Origin of the sequence: Bacillus sp. B1-WWTP-T-0.5-Post-4 (assembly GCF_009183795.1) — a bacterium.
In the GTDB taxonomy this organism is placed as follows: domain Bacteria; phylum Bacillota; class Bacilli; order Bacillales; family Bacillaceae_G; genus Bacillus_A; species Bacillus_A cereus.
In genome coordinates, this window is record NZ_WEIJ01000003.1 from 99126 (window position 1) to 116703 (window position 17578).

Here is a 17578-nt window from a genome sequence, read left to right on the forward strand (position 1 = left end):
GAAAAATGTTTTTTGTTTCTCTACAGCAAGGCAAAATGTAGTTACAAGATACAGTAAAGGATAAAGTGAAACTTTAATCAGCCCTCATCAGTCGGACTTTTACGGGCAAATAGCGGGATAAAATGAGCGAACTATCATGAACTCCTGTTTTATGCGTATAATTAATAGACAACCTAAGTAACAAGTTTGTTCCATTTTTATCAGTAGTCGTATCTAGAAACCTAAAAAAGTCCATTTAGAAGATCTAAATGGACTTTTTCACTCATATAATCCTATCTATAGTTAAACGAATAAGATTAAATAAATTTAAATTTTCTTGTTTTATCTACTAAACTGTTTAGGCATTTCTTTAACGTGCTCATCATCATCACGCCAATCATAGGTTTCTTTCTGTGAAATATCTAAAGTTTGATCTCCAATTCTAACAATATTCTTATTTACCCATTCAATATATGGATCGGTATCTGGATAATTCCAATATATATTTTTCTCTGAATCTGTATCAAGGTTAACTAATTCACCCCTAACAGCATCCGCACTTAATGATCCTGCATTATGAAAATAAGTCTTGATGAGATATTTTCCATCTGGAGATTCCACTGTTCGAATTAATTCCCCTTTTGGAACACCTTGCAAACTAAAAAGTTTCCAATATCCAAATCCAATTATAATTACTAACATAGTAAGTATAGTTAGTAATACTTTTCTTTTCGTTTTTTTAATTTCACCTTTTGTATTTATAATACTCATTCAACTCCATTCCATAGAACCAATACCATATTATACCATCAAATAAATGGTATAATATATCAAAAATAAAAATCCTCCCGTAATAGTATTATAAAAAGGGCATGTGATGATCTCCCTATTTATAAAGTGAAACTTTAATCCCCCTCACCAATCGGGCTACCCGTCAATGCGGGATAAACATGACAATTCCCCTTTAAGAAAAATATAAAAAATCAGACAGTATACTTGAATTGCTCTTCGCAAGAGAATATACTAATAAAGCAGGCTATGACGTTCCTTCCTTCTAACTTCTTTGGCCAAATAGGGATGTTACTTTCCTGCTAAACACATAGGCTATGACAATTCTTCCTTCTTTTTAGAATTTTCAAATTGTTTTAGAGTTGTCAATTCCCTATGAAAAATAATTAGACTATAAAACCTCTTTCTTCTTTGGGATTGAATAAACTTTAGTTTATCAACCATTGATGTAGAGGTTTTCTTTTCTTAATTAATAAATTACCACTTAACAACTAAATGTTATACCCCTAATTTTTCACTAAAAAATAGCTATGTAACCTCTGTGCATTTTTCTACAATTAGTGTGTTTATACATGTAAAAATAAAAATCTACCACTGAAAGGAGGACAGTCAGACTATTCCCCTCTTTTATAAGGAGTGAATAATCGGCGTTCTCATGAAAAATTCTATTTACATAAGAAGAAGTTTGAAAGTAATTATAAAAAGAGAAGAAAATAAACTACCGAACATGTATTTAGCCACTGTTTTAAAAAACTTGGAAAGTTTAGGATTTACTTTTTCCGAGCCTTTAATAGAAGAGTTGCAAACACTTTCGGTTGATGCATTCACATCGTTTTACAAAGAGTTGGTAAAACATTTAAAAGAAATGGTTGGTGCACATATTCAGTTTACTCCTATGTATCCAAACTTTCCGCAACAAATGATGGATTTAAGTGACGCTGATTTATACATCAATGCCGTTATTCATTATGTGACGTTGCGCCTACCTGTATCAAAAGTAGAAGAACGACTTCCTCTTTTAGATAGCGTTGATTTGAAAGTTATTGACTTAGGAAGTGAAGAAGATTTCAATCAAATGATTTCTCAATTGATTCGTGCAAACAGCTCTATTTCCTCAACTGATAAGACAGATGTAGAATGGGCTATTACACACACTGAAGATGTTTCCTGTTTTCTACCTAATGTAATTCCTCATAAGGAAAATATGTCTTTTATAATTGGGGTTTTATTAATAAACAGAAAAATATCAGCCGATGCTGCTGCAAAGTATTTTAAAACGGCAACTGATGTTCTTCGCCTTGCAGTTGCTTTATCTGAAGGTGATGTGAGTTTAGCATCCTCCGTTCGATTCAAGAAGTTTAACCGAGCCGAAAGACGCTTCCTTTTAGGATTGTTAGAGCAATGCGGAAACATTACCGAAGATATGATTCGATACAAAAAACGTTGGATTCGTTTAGGTGAAATTCTTCATCCAGCAGAATATCATACTCGTTTCCCAAAAACCAACCGAGCATTTGAGATGCTTCGCAACAACATTAAAGTTGAAACATTTAATGGAAAAATAGAAGCAGCTTTGTTGAATCGTGATATCATGACAGCAAAAAATCTTTTAAAAACTCGCCCGGGGGAATTTGCCAGACGTTTGGATCATTTAATCCGTTTATGTAGTAATAAGTCAACAGATGTTTTCAATATTCTCGAAGATTTTCTAAGTATAATAGGAAACGTTTCTACTCCTGTATTACTTCAACTCACGGCTCATTTTAAGCATCGAAATGATAAAAATGAATTTCGTACATTTTTTCCAAAGGGAAATGTAGCAAAAGCTATAGGTATTGAAAATACACTTCCATTTATCTCAGAGGATATTTGTTTAATGATTGTAAAAATGTGTGAAGATACTTTAAAAAATCGCTTCGCAGAACTTCCAAGTCTCGGAAAAGTATTTTTGGATGAACAGTTAAAAAATCACTTAGTTCCCTTCTCTCAACGTTCAGCCAGCAAAGCGCTTCGTACATTATCTCGAGGGAGTAAAGTAGATTTGCCAGAAGGAGATACGATTCGTTTTTTCCTATGGTGGAAAGAAGGCTATGTGAATGGACAACATACAGGACGCGTTGACATTGATTTATCTGCTGCAATGTACGACGAAGATTGGCAATACAAAGAACATGTCTCCTTCACGAACTTACGTTCAAAAAATTTCAAAGCCTACCATAGCGGAGATATTACTTCTGCACCAAAGGGGGCATCTGAATTCATTGATTTCGATATTCCGTCTGTGCTGAAATATGGTGGACGCTATGTAGTCATGACTTTGCTTTCTTACACAGATCAACCATATAAAGATTTACCAGAATGCTTTACTGGTTGGATGGTTCGTCAATATCCTGGTTCAGGTGAAATATTTGAACCTTCTACTGTTCAAGATAAAGTGGATATTACTGCCGACACCCAAATCTCTATTCCAGTTATTTTAGACTTAAAGGAACGAAAATTGATTTGGACAGATTTGTCTCTTACAAGAGATCTAACATATGATAATACCATCGAGGCTAATCAAAAAGGTATGATACTAGTTGGAAAGGCTTTAACTAATTTAGTTAAACCGAATTTATATGACTTGTTCCGATTACATATTGAAGCTAGAGGTGAACTCGTTCAAGACATCGAAGAAGCAGAAACTATTTTCTCTTTGAATAAAGGGATTACTCCTTTCGATATCGAAAAAATAATATCTGATTTTATCGCTGACCCAAAAGGCTAACTACATTACAAACATTGATAATGTGTGGAAAATATCGATGTATAATGTCTATGTGAAACAGGACCTGATAGATGCATATCAGGTCCTGTTTTTTATTTAGTAGATACTAAATAGTCTGGTTAATCACTATTCATCTAAATACACTATACTAATAAAGTGAAATTTATTCGAAAGAAGTTCATTAGTTAATACGTAACTAATTAAGAAACACTCATATACCAGCCCAAACATCTTTTCCGTATCGCCCTTCATCTTGCACACGATCCAACCAATTTCTTGCTTCTTGTTCACTTACTTCATGAATTTCTTGATATGCTTGACAAAGGGTATCTTCTACATCCGGAGCCATTTTACTTCCATCACCACATATATAAAGATGAGCTCCATTATCTAATAACGAAATTAAATTGATTCTATCTTGTTTTATCAAATGCTGTACATATGTTTTTGGATGTCCCTCTAAACGAGAAAAAGCTGTGTGTAAAGAGATTAATCCATCTCTTTCATCATTTTCTAGTTCTGTACGATAAAGATAATCTTTTTCAGGATGACGACAACCAAAATATAGATGCGCTTGTCCTAAGTTCATACCTTTTTGCTTTTGAACACGACGCGCTTGCAAGAATCCACGGAATGGTGCAATTCCAGTACCTGGCCCCACCATAATAATTGGTGTTTCTGGATCTTTAGGTAATTCAAAGTTTGATTGCGGCGTTCGAATGAAACAGATAATCTCATCTTTATTATGACGCTGAGCTAAGTAATTAGAAGCGACTCCTTCATATGTCCCTTCCCCACTCCATGCAGGCGCATTAACAACACCGACCGTAATGCTCAGACGATTGTGTGCAACGAGTGGAGAGCTTGAAATAGAATAGTAACGCGGTTTGAGCGCAGGAAGAAGTTCTAAAAAGCGTTCAAATCGGATTTCACAAGCCTCATACTTTTCAAGAAGGTCCAACATTGAAATCCGTTTCTTTAGTATTTGTTCATGGTAAACTCCTTCTTCTAATAATGCTTCCAATTCTTTTTTATGAGGAGGACATGCTGTGAATGTTACCATTTCTCGTATTTGTGCTCGAGTGGCTGCTTCTTGAACTTCAACACTATAACTAAGAAGGTCCAATAAACTAACAGGACTGTCTAAAGGTATGTGATTTATACTTCGTCCACTTGCACTCAGTATAACTTGATCCTTCCCATTTAATCCAAAACGTTTTAAAATTCGGTTGATATTTTTCCCGCTATTAACTGGCAACACTCCAAGGTGGTCTCCTTCTTTATATGTAGCACCTTCTGGCAAGGATACCTCGATATGTCGTGTACTTCTATCACTGCTGGATGATTGGAGTTCACGATTTTCTAGTATAGATGCATACACTGCTTCATATATTCGTGCAAGAGGAGATCCTCCAAGACGACTGACAAATTGCAAACTCAAAGTACTGCGCTCTTTTTCCACATTTTTGTTGAGCTCCAATCCAAATGCCTTCATCGCATCAGACCACATGCTTTGTTTCCATTGCTCAAGCTGTTCCTCGAAATCACCACTTGCATCTGCTTCTCCGCGTTTAGAAAATCTTGTTGCTCCTTTTTGAGCCATCTGCTCATCAATGTATCTTGGAATCCGTTGGTAGGTACTAGCCCAATTATGATCTCCACAACCAAAAACTGCGTATTGAACCCCTTTTAGCTCATCTGGTTTTAGTTCCTCCAACCATTGAACAAACTGCCCTGCATTACTTGGCGGTTTTCCATTATAAGAAGAAGTTACAATAAGTACCGCTCCTTCTTTTGGCAAATTTCCAATTCGATCGTTAAGAGCTACCACTTCCGTTCGAACTCCTTCTAAACTAGCTGTATCTGCTAATTCTCTTGCAATACCTTCTGCTACACCTGTATCCGAGCCGTACAGAACAAGAAGTGAAAGATTATCGGCCCCAATAATAGAAGGTGTCTTCTGGACGTGCTGCTTAATTTCATCGTTTTTCAGCTTGTCCTCTGTAGGTGCAAGAACAGTAGGATGACTAATAGTTTGTTTTCGAGGTAGAATCCTAATCTTAAAATCACCGGGCTTTAGCGTTAATGTTTGTTTTACGTCCAGCTGATAGTTTTGATAATCGATTAATTCAAAATGTTGAAGAAGCATTCCCATCACAAGAGTGGCTTCATGAAGTGCAAATTGCATACCGATACATGCTCTCTGGCCATTTCCAAATGGCTTATAAGCATGATGAGGAACCTTATCCAGCTCTTCAAATCGTTCAGGTTGGAATTCTTCCACATTGTCTCCCCATGCATCTTTATCCCTATGTAGCTGTGGAATAAGAACAGAAATACGATCTTCTCCTTTCTTAATTGGGTATTTCCCGCCAATCACTGTATCTTCTTTTGCATAGAGACTGAATGCTGGAGCGGTAGGCCATAGACGTAGCGATTCATTTAAAATCATCCGTATATACTTCAGTTTCATAACTTGTTCGTATGTTGGAGTAGGATCTGTCAAAACACGGTCTACTTCTTCATAGGCTTTTTTCAACTTATCCGGATTCTTTAATAAGAAGTAAATTGCAAAAGATAACAATCCACTTGTTGTCTCATGTCCAGCTATTAAAAAGGTAATAATTTGGAAACGAATATTTTCATCATCTAATTTTTCACCAGTTTCCGGATCCTTCACATTTAACATACGGGAAAGTAAATCATTTTCTTTCTGATCTCCACTACTTTTACGTTCAGCAATAATATTATCTACTAAAGAAAACATAGATTGGATATCATGCTGAAATTGACGTTTCGTTCTCCACATGAGTTTGTCTTCTATATCCAGCCTCTGTAATTGGTGCATCGCCTCATCTAGAGCACGGGTCATGCTAGTAATAAAAGGATGAGGTGTCTCACGATAAAAGCTATTGAAGCGGTAATTAAAACCACATAGACCAATTGTATCTAACGTAAGACGAGTCATATCCTCCGGAACATCCACGTTTTCATTCGGATTAAGCCGTGCCCATTTTTGAACGAGTTGTACAGCAATATCGACCATCATGGCATGGTAATCTTTCATTGCCCGTTGGCTAAATGTAGGCATCAAAATATTATGAGCTTTTTTCCAGTTAGGCTCGTGAGTCTCGCTAGTAAATAATCCGTCCCCAGCAAAGGCACGAACTTTTGCTAAAGCACCCTCTATACTTTTATCGAAACGTGTTTCGTCACAAACTTCTGCTACCAATTCATGTCCAGAAACGACAATGATGGTATCACTTAAAGTTTGAATTTGAAAAATGGGACCATACTCTTCCGCTATCTTGATAAAGGATAGGGTCGGTTTATCTTTATCGATTAATGGGAGATTACCCAGCGGTCCATATGTTTTCGGCTGAGGAATAGCAGATACTTTTTTTTCCATTAAAAACACCCTTTCAAAAAAGCATGAAATAAAGATATGTAATTGATTACCTTATTTTATCTTTTCCCTAACTATTCATGATTATGATATTACGTATAAGCTTGGCAATTAGATTTATAACTTGTAGAAAAATACTAAATTAAAATGAAGCGAATAAATATAGTTGGACCCTTTTAATGTTGGTGTTAAAAGATAATCTAAAATTATAATGTTTATGAGAAATTGCAAACGGATCTCATCTCTTGTATTTGTTTATAAAACAATCATTTTAATTCATTTTCTTCTAAAACACTCCAAAATAAAGAAGGTGACGAGCTTAAGATTGTAGTATTCGAAAAATCAGTAGTTTAGTTAAACCAATACGATAAGCAAGTATACCTTGTTATTAATGAAAGAGGACCTGATATGAACATCAGGTCCTCTTTTACTATATAATTATTTCCCTGCTTCTTTTAGTTTTTTCTAGCTTTAAATACCGGCGCCTTAGCAGCAAAAAAACTTATAGGAATCTTTATCTAGCGTTTTATTCTTCTCTACCGATTTAACTTCTCGACAGCTTCCGCACTTGTATCTACACGTTTAACGAAAAAAACTAATAGTAGTGCAACAACATTCATGCCAAGCGCTACATAGAAGGAATACTGAATTCCAGATAATAAAGCCTTTTGAGTTACTATTGCCTTCGTAGTTTCTGTGAAGGTTGTTGGATCTATATCAGACATTAAACTTTCAACTTTTGTTTTTGTTACAGAATTCATAATCGTAACAAGAATAGCAGTACCAATCGAACCGGACACTTGTTGAGCTGTATTATTAACAGCTGTACCGTGCGGATTTAAACGAGTTGGTAATTGATTAAGACCATTTGTCATAAGTGGCATCATCACCATCGCCATCCCAAACATCCGCAGTGTGTAAATAAGAATAATATGTGTGTGACTAGAGTCGAGTTGCAGGTTTGCTAGCATATAAGTTGAAACGGCTGTAATGGAAAGTCCTACTATACCAAGAATACGAGGACCATATTTATCAAATAGTTTACCTGTAATTGGTGACATAATCCCCATTATAACCGCACCTGGAAGCATCATCAGCCCAGAGCTCAGCGGCGAAATACCACGGACGTTTTGTACATAAGCTGGTGTTAAAATCATACCCGAAAACATGGCCACCGCGTTAACAATTGCAATTACAGACGCAAGTGCAAACATTGGGTACTTGTAAACACGTAAATCCAATAACGGCTCATCCATTTTTAATTGGCGGATAATAAAAGCAATTAGGGCAATAGCGCCTATGATTAAGGTTGTTAAGACAACTTTATTTGTCCAACCATCGGAGCTTGCAGAACTGAATCCATATAACAAACCGCCAAAACCGACAGAAGATAATAGTAATGAGAGATAATCAAGTTTTGCATTTTTGTTTTGTTTCATGACATTCTCAGATTTCCAAATCCCTAACAGTAAGCTAATGATTGCTAACGGTAAAATCATTTCAAAAAGCAAACGCCAGTCATAATACTCTACAATATAACCTGATAGTGTCGGTCCAATTGCCGGAGCTGTAATCATAACTAGTCCAAAAATCCCCATTGCTGTTCCCCTTTTTTCTCTTGGAAAGCTTACTAGCATAATATTCATTAACAAAGGCCCCATAACTGAAGAGCCTGCCGCTTGAACCATCCGACCAGTAAGTAATAAACCAAAATTCGGCGCTACAGCCGCTAAGGCAGTACCAAGAATAAAAATCAACATAGATGTAATAAATAGGCTTCTATTCGAGAAACGCGTTATTAAAAATGCTGATGCCGGAATTAATATACCACTTACAAGCATATACCCTGTAGAAAGCCACTGGATCGTTGAATAATCTTGAATGTCTAAATCTTTCATTATTGATGGCAAGGCTACATTTAAAAGCGAGTTATTTAGAAATGAAACAAATGCCCCAATAAAAAGAATTACAAGCATTAAATATGGTGGTTTTCTTTTATGTAATGTTTCACTCATATATTTAATTGCCCCTTCATTATAAATTTCATTGATTCGTTTAAATCGTTTACATATTTGCACAAGAAAACATTACCCTTGCAGTATTTTGCCAAACTCTTCGAATGGATATTCTCTTTTTAGCAATTCCACTTGCTCAACATACCATTTTAAAATCTTTTTGTTGATTAAACCTTTATAAAAACGTTTATTAACGGAATTTAAATTAGGCTGAAATATATAAAAGAAGCAACTGAAAATACCCTTCTAAAATAAAGTGAAACTTTAAATCAACAAGTCCACACACCCATTCCTTTAAATACAGGCTTGTAGATCTAGTTATGTAACCATCCATAAAAAGGAATATTACATAGGCTAAGTCTAACATTACATTTTTAAAGTGAGGAGAATAAGCGTATGCACCAATATTGGTATTTGAATTCAAAGGGAAACGGGGAACAATATACTAACCAAATTTCATTATATTCACAGCCCGAAATAACTAAATCTAAGGTAATGAATGATTTGAAGATTCCTGAGAATTGGAGTTATCGAGTCTATCCAGTTAGTTGGGATTCATCAGCCAATTATACGGGATTCAATCCCCAACCTCCTCCCTTCTCTTGGGGGCAGCAGCCAATCAATTATGCAGGGATAATACCACAAGGTCATCCTGCCAATTGGACTCCATTACCAGGCCATGCAGGTTTTAATTTTCAAAAACCTCCCTTCCCCTGGGCCCAACCATTCAATCATGCAGGGATGTTTGCACAAGGTCATCTTGCCGCTTTATTATCTCCGCCAGCCAAGCCTTTTCATATCAATACCAATAACTCGGGTGTTTTTGGAAACCCTCCAGGATGGGGTAGTCCGTGGGCCCCAATGGGATGGGGAAATAACGGAGGTAACGGTCAGCTAGGAATGCTTGGAAACTTATTTACAGCAGGAAAAAGCACCATGAGTGGAATAGGAATGATTAGTAGTCTAATCGGGATGGGGAAATTCTTCTTTTAGTTAATTAAAGTGATAGAATTGGTCCGCAGCTCAAATAGTCCAGTATATAACAAAAAAGCATTGGATACCCAATGCTTCTTACACTTACGCAAATAAAGAAGTATTCGCATATAAAGCTGGTGAACCACCTGAATGTACGAATAAAATATTGTCTTCCTTATTAAAATTACCTTTTCTAATTAAGTCGATTAATCCCGCTACTGCCTTACCTGTATACACTGGATCAAGTAAAATACCTTCTGTTTTCGCAAGTAACTGAACTGCCTCTACCATTTCTGGCGTTGGTAACGCATAGCCTGGCCCTACATATTCATCAAAGCACGTAACAGCGTCGCGCGAGATAAAGTTTGGAATACCAACGTGTGCTGAAGTTTCATCTACAAGTTTTGCTACTTTCTCTTCTTGCTCAGCTTTTCCTCTACTTACGTTAATTCCAATTACAGGAATATGGCTTTGTGTTCCAGAAAAACCAGTAATTAAACCAGCATGCATACCGCCGCTACCACTTACACAAACAACTGAACTGAAATCAATTCCTTGCTCAAATGATTGCGCCATAATTTCTTGCGCACAAGCAACGTATCCCATAGCGCCCGTAGGGTTTGATCCACCAACTGGAATTACATATGGTGTATTCCCTTTTTCACTTACTTCTTTTGCTACTTTATGCATTTCTTCCATCAGGTCTGCTCCGTTCGGTACAACAATGACATTCTCAGCACCTAATAAGTGATATAAGAAATAGTTTCCGTTAAAGTCTCTCTTCTCTTCTGGCTCAAGCCCTTCCTCTAATACAAGAATACATTTCATTTTTTCTTTTACCGCAGCAGCAAGTGTCAGGCGGCAATGATTTGACTGAATACCACCAGCTGTAATTAATGTATCTGCACCCTTTTCCTGTGCATCTGCAACTAGAAATTCTAACTTTCTCGTCTTATTGCCACCGGCTGTTAAACCAAGTAAATCATCTCGTTTAAAATAAATAGTCGGGCCACCAAGTGCTTCAGAAAAATTGTTTAACTTTTCAATTGGTGTATATGATTCTGTATATTTTTTTCTCGGGAATTTAGCTAAATTCATTGTAACGCTCCTTTTGTACTTCTTTCACAATATATGTAACGTTACTATTATTACACGTAAAAATGGTGAAGTCATCTTTCTCGGTTAAAAATGTATTAGAATTTCATTTTGATAAGTAAAACCGTATTAATGATTTTAACTTAATTACGGTACATGAAATTTATATCAACGATTTTTTAAATATATCGTTCATTACTTACAATATATCAACGATTTTTCAAATATATCGATCGTAACTTGCAGTATATCAACGATTTTCTTAATATATCGATCTATCGACAAAAAACGACAGATAGGCAACCCCTTTCTCATCAACAAAAAAAGAGCCCACACATTCAAATGCAGACTCCCTCCAATCACTTATTTACCGAAAAACGAAGTAACTGCGTTAATCCCGGCTCTAAATTCATTTCACCTTTATGACGTACGTATACGACTTTATCTCCATCAAATTTCGGAGGATTTGCTTTACTATACGTATGCCACTCATTCGTTCCTTCTATAGTGTACTCCATATATTCAGTTGCACCGACAATTATATTTTTACTATCATCTGCTGTTACATTTGGTGCCATCTGCGCAATTTTTGAATCACTAATTAATAACTTCTTTATATCCTTATCACGTTTGTAATCGTAAGCTGTCACAATTACATCGTTACCATATGCTTTCACTTGCAACCCTTGTTTAAATGAATAGCCATCAGGAGCAGTCTTCTCTCCTCCATTTGGTCCAGCCGACATCCAGCCCGTTTCAATCCCGCCCGTATTTACAACAGTAAATCCTTTTTTATCTCCGCCTGCAATTTTCTTTTTACCAGCCCAGTCCGGTAAGTTTAAATCCCAATGCGTATGACTCGTAAAGAAAACGACCTGCGGATAGTCTTTTAATATATCGTACAATTTATCAACGTTTAAATAGTCTTGTAAATATGGTGATTGTCTTGATCCAGACACAGTATCGGGTAAAACGTGATGAGAGAAAATGAAAATTGGTTTATTTTTATCTTTTTGGCTGTACTCTTCTAAATTTTGTTTTAACCAACCTAGTTGCTCATCACTCATATATACTTCATCCCACATTTTTGAATCATGGTATTTCATATATTTTTCAGTTCCTAAAAATAGAAGCGGATAACCATCTAATTCTTTTTTATGATATACCTTTTCTTGTCCACTAAATTTCAGATAGCGGTTAAATAAAGTTTCCTCAGTTACACCATTTGGCCATGTACTTTGAGAGAGTTTCCCATCCGCTGTCCATTTACCAGCATAAAACTCATGATTCCCAACAGTAGACCATACATTTTCTGGATGCTTATTTTTATTTAACACACGCTTTACATCATCATATTGTGACTGTTGTCCAGTCGGCGTTATATCCCCATTCATAATAAGCGCTCTAGAAAGTGGCGTCACTTTGTTCATATCTTTTAGCACATGATCAAAATCCCCTAAATCCCCTTGAATATCACTAATAACATTAAAAGTTGTAGCTGATTTTCGGGCTTGCTCTTTCCCTTCCGCATGCACTGAAAACGTCGGTAATAATGCCGCCATAACTGCTAACGAAGCAACTGTCTTTTTCATACAAATTCTCCCCCTAATAATAGAATGTACAAACTGACATGTTCTGCTTTCTCTTAGGTGCTTGTCCAATTCACATTATAAGGAGGGATTGTAAAGATAGATGGAGTTAAAAGTTAAGTGTTTTTTAAGAGATTTTGTCGTTTTTTGCACTCCACAATTAGCGATTCACGCCAATCTAGCTTTCTAGTCTTTTACATTACATAAATGTAAATGAATATGATGAATCTCTTAGTTTAATATGTTGTCTTTTTAATCTCTGTTATATAACCGCCACAAAATATGCTATCTTTTCAAGTTCTCTTTCTTTAATAAACATTACTCCTCTTTTAATTCGCCTTAAAATTGTAAAGTGGCTTAATAATATGTTTAATATCAATTGTTTCTTTTGTATTCTCAATAATTTCATCCATTGGTTTATATACCATTGGTGCTTCATCTAAAGTACTTTCTGCAACAGATGTCGTCCAAACCTCTGTCATTGTATTTTGAAAATCCTCTAAGTTAAGTACTTCTTTCGCCTTCTTACGGCTCATAATACGTCCTGCCCCATGCGGTCCAGAAAAGTTCCAATCTGGATTCCCTTTACCAAATGCAATGATTGAACCGTCTCTCATATTAATTGGAATGATTACTCGTTCATCTTTCTGGGCTGAAATAGCACCTTTTCGTAGAATCATATTTTCCATATCGATGTAGTTATGAATTGTAGTGAATTGATCTGTTACTTTCCAATCCATTTTAGTGACGATTTCATCAATCATTGCTTTACGATTTAACTCCGCATATTTTTGAGCAATTTTCATATCATTCATGTAATCTTTAAATCCTTGTCCTTCTAAATAAGCTAATTCTTTGCGAATCACCGGTTTCTTAATTCCACGTAAAGCTTCATGTAGTTCTTGTTGTCTACCTTCTTTCGTTAAACGCTCAATCATTTCTTCTTTAATAGATTTAACGTTTATAAGTTGCTCGTAAGCAAAGTTTTGATAATACTCTGCTACTTGTTTCCCTAAATTACGCGAACCACTATGAATGACAATGTATACATTTCCTTTATCATCCTCATTCAGTTCGACAAAATGATTGCCCCCGCCAAGTGTACCAATGCTTTTTTGAGCACGTTGCACTGTAAACGGGGCTCTTACACTATCAAAATCAATCATTTTTGAAAATCGATGTTCCTTATCTCGAATACGAAAACCACTTGGGACAAATTTACGTATCGTTTCGTCTAAGTGATCGAAATTGATTTCCTCTTTTTTCTTATTAATCATCACAACTTCCATGCCACAACCAATATCGTACTTACCTCTCAGTTTCCTGAAAGAGTGGACTATACCTTCTCTACAGTCATCGAGATATGCAGTCTCTACTGTAGGCTCACCGTATTAATTATTCCTCTTCAATTCAAAATGGATGAGGAATAATTCTGTACCTTAGTCTGCTAACATGGTACAAGTCTCTGAACCATTCGATTATGTCACCATAACCACTGGCTGCTGATTGCCCTCGCCTTTTATCGTTAGGGTTCCCAGTCAATTGAGTGAGTAGTTTAAAGTCTGAGCCGATTAGTTAACCCCGACTAAATTAGGAACAATTTTATCTTGAATCGTCATTGTTGTCCCAATCGTACAACCTGCGCCCGCATGTGTATCTGGCATAATACGAATCTTGCTATCCTTTACAAATTCTTGGTTACAAAGATCAATAATTTGACCTGCTGCCGTTTCTTCTACATTCGAAGTATACACTTTCGCTTCATTGTATTTTCCTCGTAATTTCAACATCTTCTATTTCCCCTTTCCTTTAGTTTCTACAAGACATTAATTTATATATATTATATATTTATAATTATATTTTCCACCACTACAGCTCATTTCCTTTTTTATAAAAAAAGACACAGAGATTCCTCTCCATGCCTACTAATTTCCTACCTTTTCACCGCATGTACATAATGCACTGTCTCAAAAGCTTCTAAATAATCGTTTCGTCCTTCAAAATATAATACATCAATATCCTCTGGTGATAAATGCTCATAAATGAGTAAGCCCGCCTTCTCTAACAGTGCCTCCATTTCAGCATAAGAAAAACATGATTTCATCGGTTCTCCGCCTACCGCAGCCATTTTCACCATATTTTCAACTCGATTGGACAGTCCTTTTTTCGTAAATAAGTTTTCATCAGGATAATCGAAAACGATAGAACTCCCTACTGGAACTATCTCAAACAAGCACTCTATTAAACTAGCAAGTTCCTCTTTCGTTAAATAGTACGTAACACCTAAAAGGCTAAAGAAAGTCTTTTTATGTTCAAATCCTTCATTGCTTAACTGTTCATAGGAAAATCCTTTCGTAAAATCCATTGAAACAAAATGAAGGTTTTTTGGAACTTCAAGTTCTGTTTCTTTTATTCTTTCCTTCTTAAACACCTGCATAGAAGGATGATCCACTTCAAATATTTCTATTTTATTTTCCAATTCTCGGTGTCTAAAACTGAACGTATCTAAGCCTGCACCGAGTATGACGTATTGTTTCGCTCCTAATGTAATTTCATGTAGTAATACTCTTTCACAATATGCCGCACGTGCTAAAGGTGTTGGTGATAACTGAACTTGCGTAATCCATTTTAATATTTCTTTTGGATTATCTTGAAACTGCTGTGCAATGTCTGTATTGAAGAAATGTATTCCTTGAACCATATTCGTTTCAATATTAATTCGTCCTTTTGGCGAAATGAACTCTTTAGCTACATAATCATCAAAGATTTTCGGATTATCAAATTCACTATGATACGCCCTGCTGAAAGCTGATACTAACGACGTTACACTTGCTTCACCTTGTTTCACGCACATACACTCTCCTTCATTTTCACAACAAAAATAGGGTTCCCCTGGCCAGGAGAACCCTATTATACACCTTATTTTTATATTGGTAAATTATAGCATAAATAAGTTTTTTTGTCAAGTTTTCAGCCTACTAACGCTCCAACAATTTGTGTAATCTCTAGCAGGAAGATTTCGATCTACACTGAATATTCCAGTTCATAACAATACAAATGGAGGGCGTCATGAAAAGATTAGTCATCATTACAGTTTGAAAAACACACAGTGGAAAAACTACATTTGCAAGAGCATTAGAAAAAGAGTTACCCCACTCTTTCGTTATGGATCAAGATAATCAAGCTGAATTTATTAACACGCATTATGAAAAATTACAGCCGGCTGAAGGTGCTAATACATTTAAGCACGGTCTTTCAAAATTCATTGTTGATTATGCGAAAGAACATACAAATTTACACCTTATTATTTGTAATTCCAATCGCAGTAAAAACGGAAGATTCTATTTACTAAACGAATTATTTCCACAGAATGAATATGTACGCATATTAGTTCATTTTGACATTCCAGATGATGTACTTTACGAAAGAGTGGCTCGAAGCACGCGAAGTACGAATATTTTTAGAGGTGGATATTCTAGTTTCAAAGAAGTACTTGATCGACAACAAACTGAATCACTTCACGATAATGTGGTAGATCCTGTAGAAAACGAGGCTGATTATTTGTTTGTTATTCGCAATAATAAAGATGTAAGCTTTACTATAGAAGAAATTGTTCATCTAGCTAAAGGTTTATCCCCTACCCCAAATAAGAGATTATAAAAATTACATAATCATAGATTATTATGCAAATCCTTCCTCTAAGCGCCTAACATAGTATATAATAATAAGATAATCTACTTCTATATGCTCATTTTTACACAAAACAGTTCATGCATATGAAAGAAAAGAGGTACAAAAATATGAAAACAAAACAAACAATCGCTGCGTCTACACTAGCTTTAGCAATGATTGCTGGCGCGAACCCTGCTCATGCGGAAGTAAATGATGCTACTCCTCAGCAAAGTACGGGAGATCGATTAGCTGAAATTAAGCAACATAAACAAGAGTTAGATGCGAAATTGCAGCAACACAAAGAAAACGTGGATCAAACATTGAATGAACTTAACAAGGTTAAGGAAAATGTTGATACGAAGGTGAATGAACTACATGAACGTAAACAAGTTGCTGATGAAAAAATTAACGAGATTAAACAACATAAACAAGAGTTAGATGCAAAACTTCAGCAAGACAAACAAATCGCCGAAGATAAAATCGCTGAAATTAAAGAGCATAAAAAACAAGTAGAAGATAAAGTTGCTGAAGTAAAAGAGCATAAGCAAAATATCGATAACAAAGTGAATGAGATTAAAGAACATAAACAAACTGTCGATGAAAAAGTGAATGAAATGAAGCAACATAAAGAGAACATTGATCAAAAGGTTAATGAACTTAAGGAAGTTAAAAAACAAGTAGATGAAAAATTAGCTGAGTTAAAAAAAGCGAAACAAACTGCTGAGGACAAACTCGCTGAACTAAAAGAAAACAAGCCGAATACTGGTAATACGTTAGAGGAACTTAAGAAAATTAAAGGCAATTTAGACAGTCTTTCCGCTAACTTAGAACTAGCTAAACAAGATGTAAAAAACAAACTAGCTGAATTACAAAAGGCTAGAGAAGATTTACTAAATAAAATTAACGAAATTAAACAATCGAAACAAACTGTTTCAGACGATTTAACAAAGAAAAAACAAGACTTAGATATTAAAATCAACGACTTTAAGCATACTGAGAAAAAAATTGACGACAAATTAGCTGAGTTACATACAACGAAGCAAAATGTTGATAACAAGATTAATGAAGTGTCACAGTCTAAACAAACGCAAGCAGATAATAGTACTAAAAACAATAACGCTAAAGAACTTCCTAACGCTGGTAGCGAGCAATCAAACAATATGGCTCTAGGAATGCTATCTGTATTAGGCGGGATTTTATTAATAACACGCAATAAAATTAAAACGTTATTCTCAAAATAAAGCCATTATACTTATTAAAAACAATGATACAAAGGCCAACCGCATATACG

At 35.5% G+C, this 17578-nt stretch carries 11 protein-coding genes and 1 pseudogene; 4 read left to right on the forward strand and 8 right to left on the reverse strand.

The features are described from left to right. Positions 1–321: 321 nt before the first annotated feature. The gene (locus GBN91_RS11240; RefSeq protein ID WP_048657193.1) at positions 322–750 is read right to left on the reverse strand and encodes a DUF5412 domain-containing protein; all 429 of its coding nucleotides are present in this window, start codon (positions 748–750) and stop codon (positions 322–324) included. 673 nt (positions 751–1423) lie between these two features. Between GBN91_RS11240 and GBN91_RS11245 the strand changes: the two genes are divergently transcribed. Next, positions 1424–3535, forward strand: coding sequence for a TerD family protein (locus GBN91_RS11245; protein WP_152121509.1), 2112 nt, complete (start codon positions 1424–1426; stop codon positions 3533–3535). A gap of 211 nt (positions 3536–3746) precedes the next feature. Here the strand turns inward: GBN91_RS11245 and cypD are convergent, their stop codons facing one another. Beyond that, positions 3747–6944, reverse strand: a complete 3198-nt coding sequence (gene cypD, locus GBN91_RS11250; RefSeq protein WP_152121510.1) for a bifunctional P-450/NADPH--P450 reductase — start codon at positions 6942–6944, stop codon at positions 3747–3749. Between the two features lie 533 nt (positions 6945–7477). Continuing rightward, positions 7478–8956: a DHA2 family efflux MFS transporter permease subunit gene (locus GBN91_RS11255; RefSeq protein ID WP_016122833.1), complete on the reverse strand. Its 1479-nt coding sequence runs from the start codon at positions 8954–8956 to the stop codon at positions 7478–7480. A gap of 396 nt (positions 8957–9352) precedes the next feature. Between GBN91_RS11255 and GBN91_RS11260 the strand changes: the two genes are divergently transcribed. Beyond that, entirely contained in the window at positions 9353–9949 is a 597-nt protein-coding gene (locus GBN91_RS11260; RefSeq protein ID WP_023522462.1) for a hypothetical protein, read from the forward strand. A gap of 84 nt (positions 9950–10033) precedes the next feature. On the opposite strand, the gene cuyA is transcribed toward GBN91_RS11260, so the two are convergent. The 5 genes from cuyA to GBN91_RS11285 all read right to left on the reverse strand — a co-directional run bounded on the left by cuyA (position 10034) and on the right by GBN91_RS11285 (position 15469). After that, a complete protein-coding gene (gene cuyA / locus GBN91_RS11265; protein WP_044307402.1) occupies positions 10034–11029 on the reverse strand; it encodes a D-cysteate sulfo-lyase in 996 nt (331 codons plus the stop codon). 356 nt (positions 11030–11385) lie between these two features. Further along, complete coding sequence (locus GBN91_RS11270) at positions 11386–12618, reverse strand: DUF4073 domain-containing protein (protein WP_046392887.1); 1233 nt, start codon at positions 12616–12618, stop codon at positions 11386–11388. 326 nt (positions 12619–12944) lie between these two features. Then, a complete protein-coding gene (locus GBN91_RS11275; RefSeq protein ID WP_152121511.1) occupies positions 12945–13904 on the reverse strand; it encodes an RtcB family protein in 960 nt (319 codons plus the stop codon). A gap of 282 nt (positions 13905–14186) precedes the next feature. Continuing rightward, a complete protein-coding gene (locus tag GBN91_RS11280) occupies positions 14187–14405 on the reverse strand; it encodes an RtcB family protein (protein WP_012593282.1) in 219 nt (72 codons plus the stop codon). Between the two features lie 143 nt (positions 14406–14548). Then, positions 14549–15469, reverse strand: coding sequence for a class I SAM-dependent methyltransferase (locus GBN91_RS11285; protein ID WP_152121512.1), 921 nt, complete (start codon positions 15467–15469; stop codon positions 14549–14551). Between the two features lie 215 nt (positions 15470–15684). Between GBN91_RS11285 and GBN91_RS11290 the strand changes: the two are divergent. Together GBN91_RS11290 and GBN91_RS11295 are read left to right on the forward strand one after the other, a co-directional pair. Beyond that, positions 15685–16275 (forward strand): annotated as a pseudogene (locus GBN91_RS11290) (ATP-binding protein). 140 nt (positions 16276–16415) lie between these two features. After that, entirely contained in the window at positions 16416–17528 is a 1113-nt protein-coding gene (locus GBN91_RS11295; RefSeq protein WP_000851000.1) for an LPXTG cell wall anchor domain-containing protein, read from the forward strand. Positions 17529–17578 lie beyond the last annotated feature (50 nt).

Excerpts from the sequence above, each read along its gene's own strand:
- GBN91_RS11240 (WP_048657193.1), bottom strand. The coding sequence starts at position 750 with ATGAGTATTATAAATACAAAAGGTGAAATTAAAAAAACGAAAAGAAAA.
- GBN91_RS11245 (WP_152121509.1), top strand. The coding sequence starts at position 1,424 with ATGAAAAATTCTATTTACATAAGAAGAAGTTTGAAAGTAATTATAAAA.
- cypD (WP_152121510.1), bottom strand. The coding sequence starts at position 6,944 with ATGGAAAAAAAAGTATCTGCTATTCCTCAGCCGAAAACATATGGACCG.
- GBN91_RS11255 (WP_016122833.1), bottom strand. The coding sequence starts at position 8,956 with ATGAGTGAAACATTACATAAAAGAAAACCACCATATTTAATGCTTGTA.
- GBN91_RS11260 (WP_023522462.1), top strand. The coding sequence starts at position 9,353 with ATGCACCAATATTGGTATTTGAATTCAAAGGGAAACGGGGAACAATAT.
- cuyA (WP_044307402.1), bottom strand. The coding sequence starts at position 11,029 with ATGAATTTAGCTAAATTCCCGAGAAAAAAATATACAGAATCATATACA.
- GBN91_RS11270 (WP_046392887.1), bottom strand. The coding sequence starts at position 12,618 with ATGAAAAAGACAGTTGCTTCGTTAGCAGTTATGGCGGCATTATTACCG.
- GBN91_RS11275 (WP_152121511.1), bottom strand. The coding sequence starts at position 13,904 with ATGGAAGTTGTGATGATTAATAAGAAAAAAGAGGAAATCAATTTCGAT.
- GBN91_RS11280 (WP_012593282.1), bottom strand. The coding sequence starts at position 14,405 with ATGTTGAAATTACGAGGAAAATACAATGAAGCGAAAGTGTATACTTCG.
- GBN91_RS11285 (WP_152121512.1), bottom strand. The coding sequence starts at position 15,469 with ATGTGCGTGAAACAAGGTGAAGCAAGTGTAACGTCGTTAGTATCAGCT.
- GBN91_RS11295 (WP_000851000.1), top strand. The coding sequence starts at position 16,416 with ATGAAAACAAAACAAACAATCGCTGCGTCTACACTAGCTTTAGCAATG.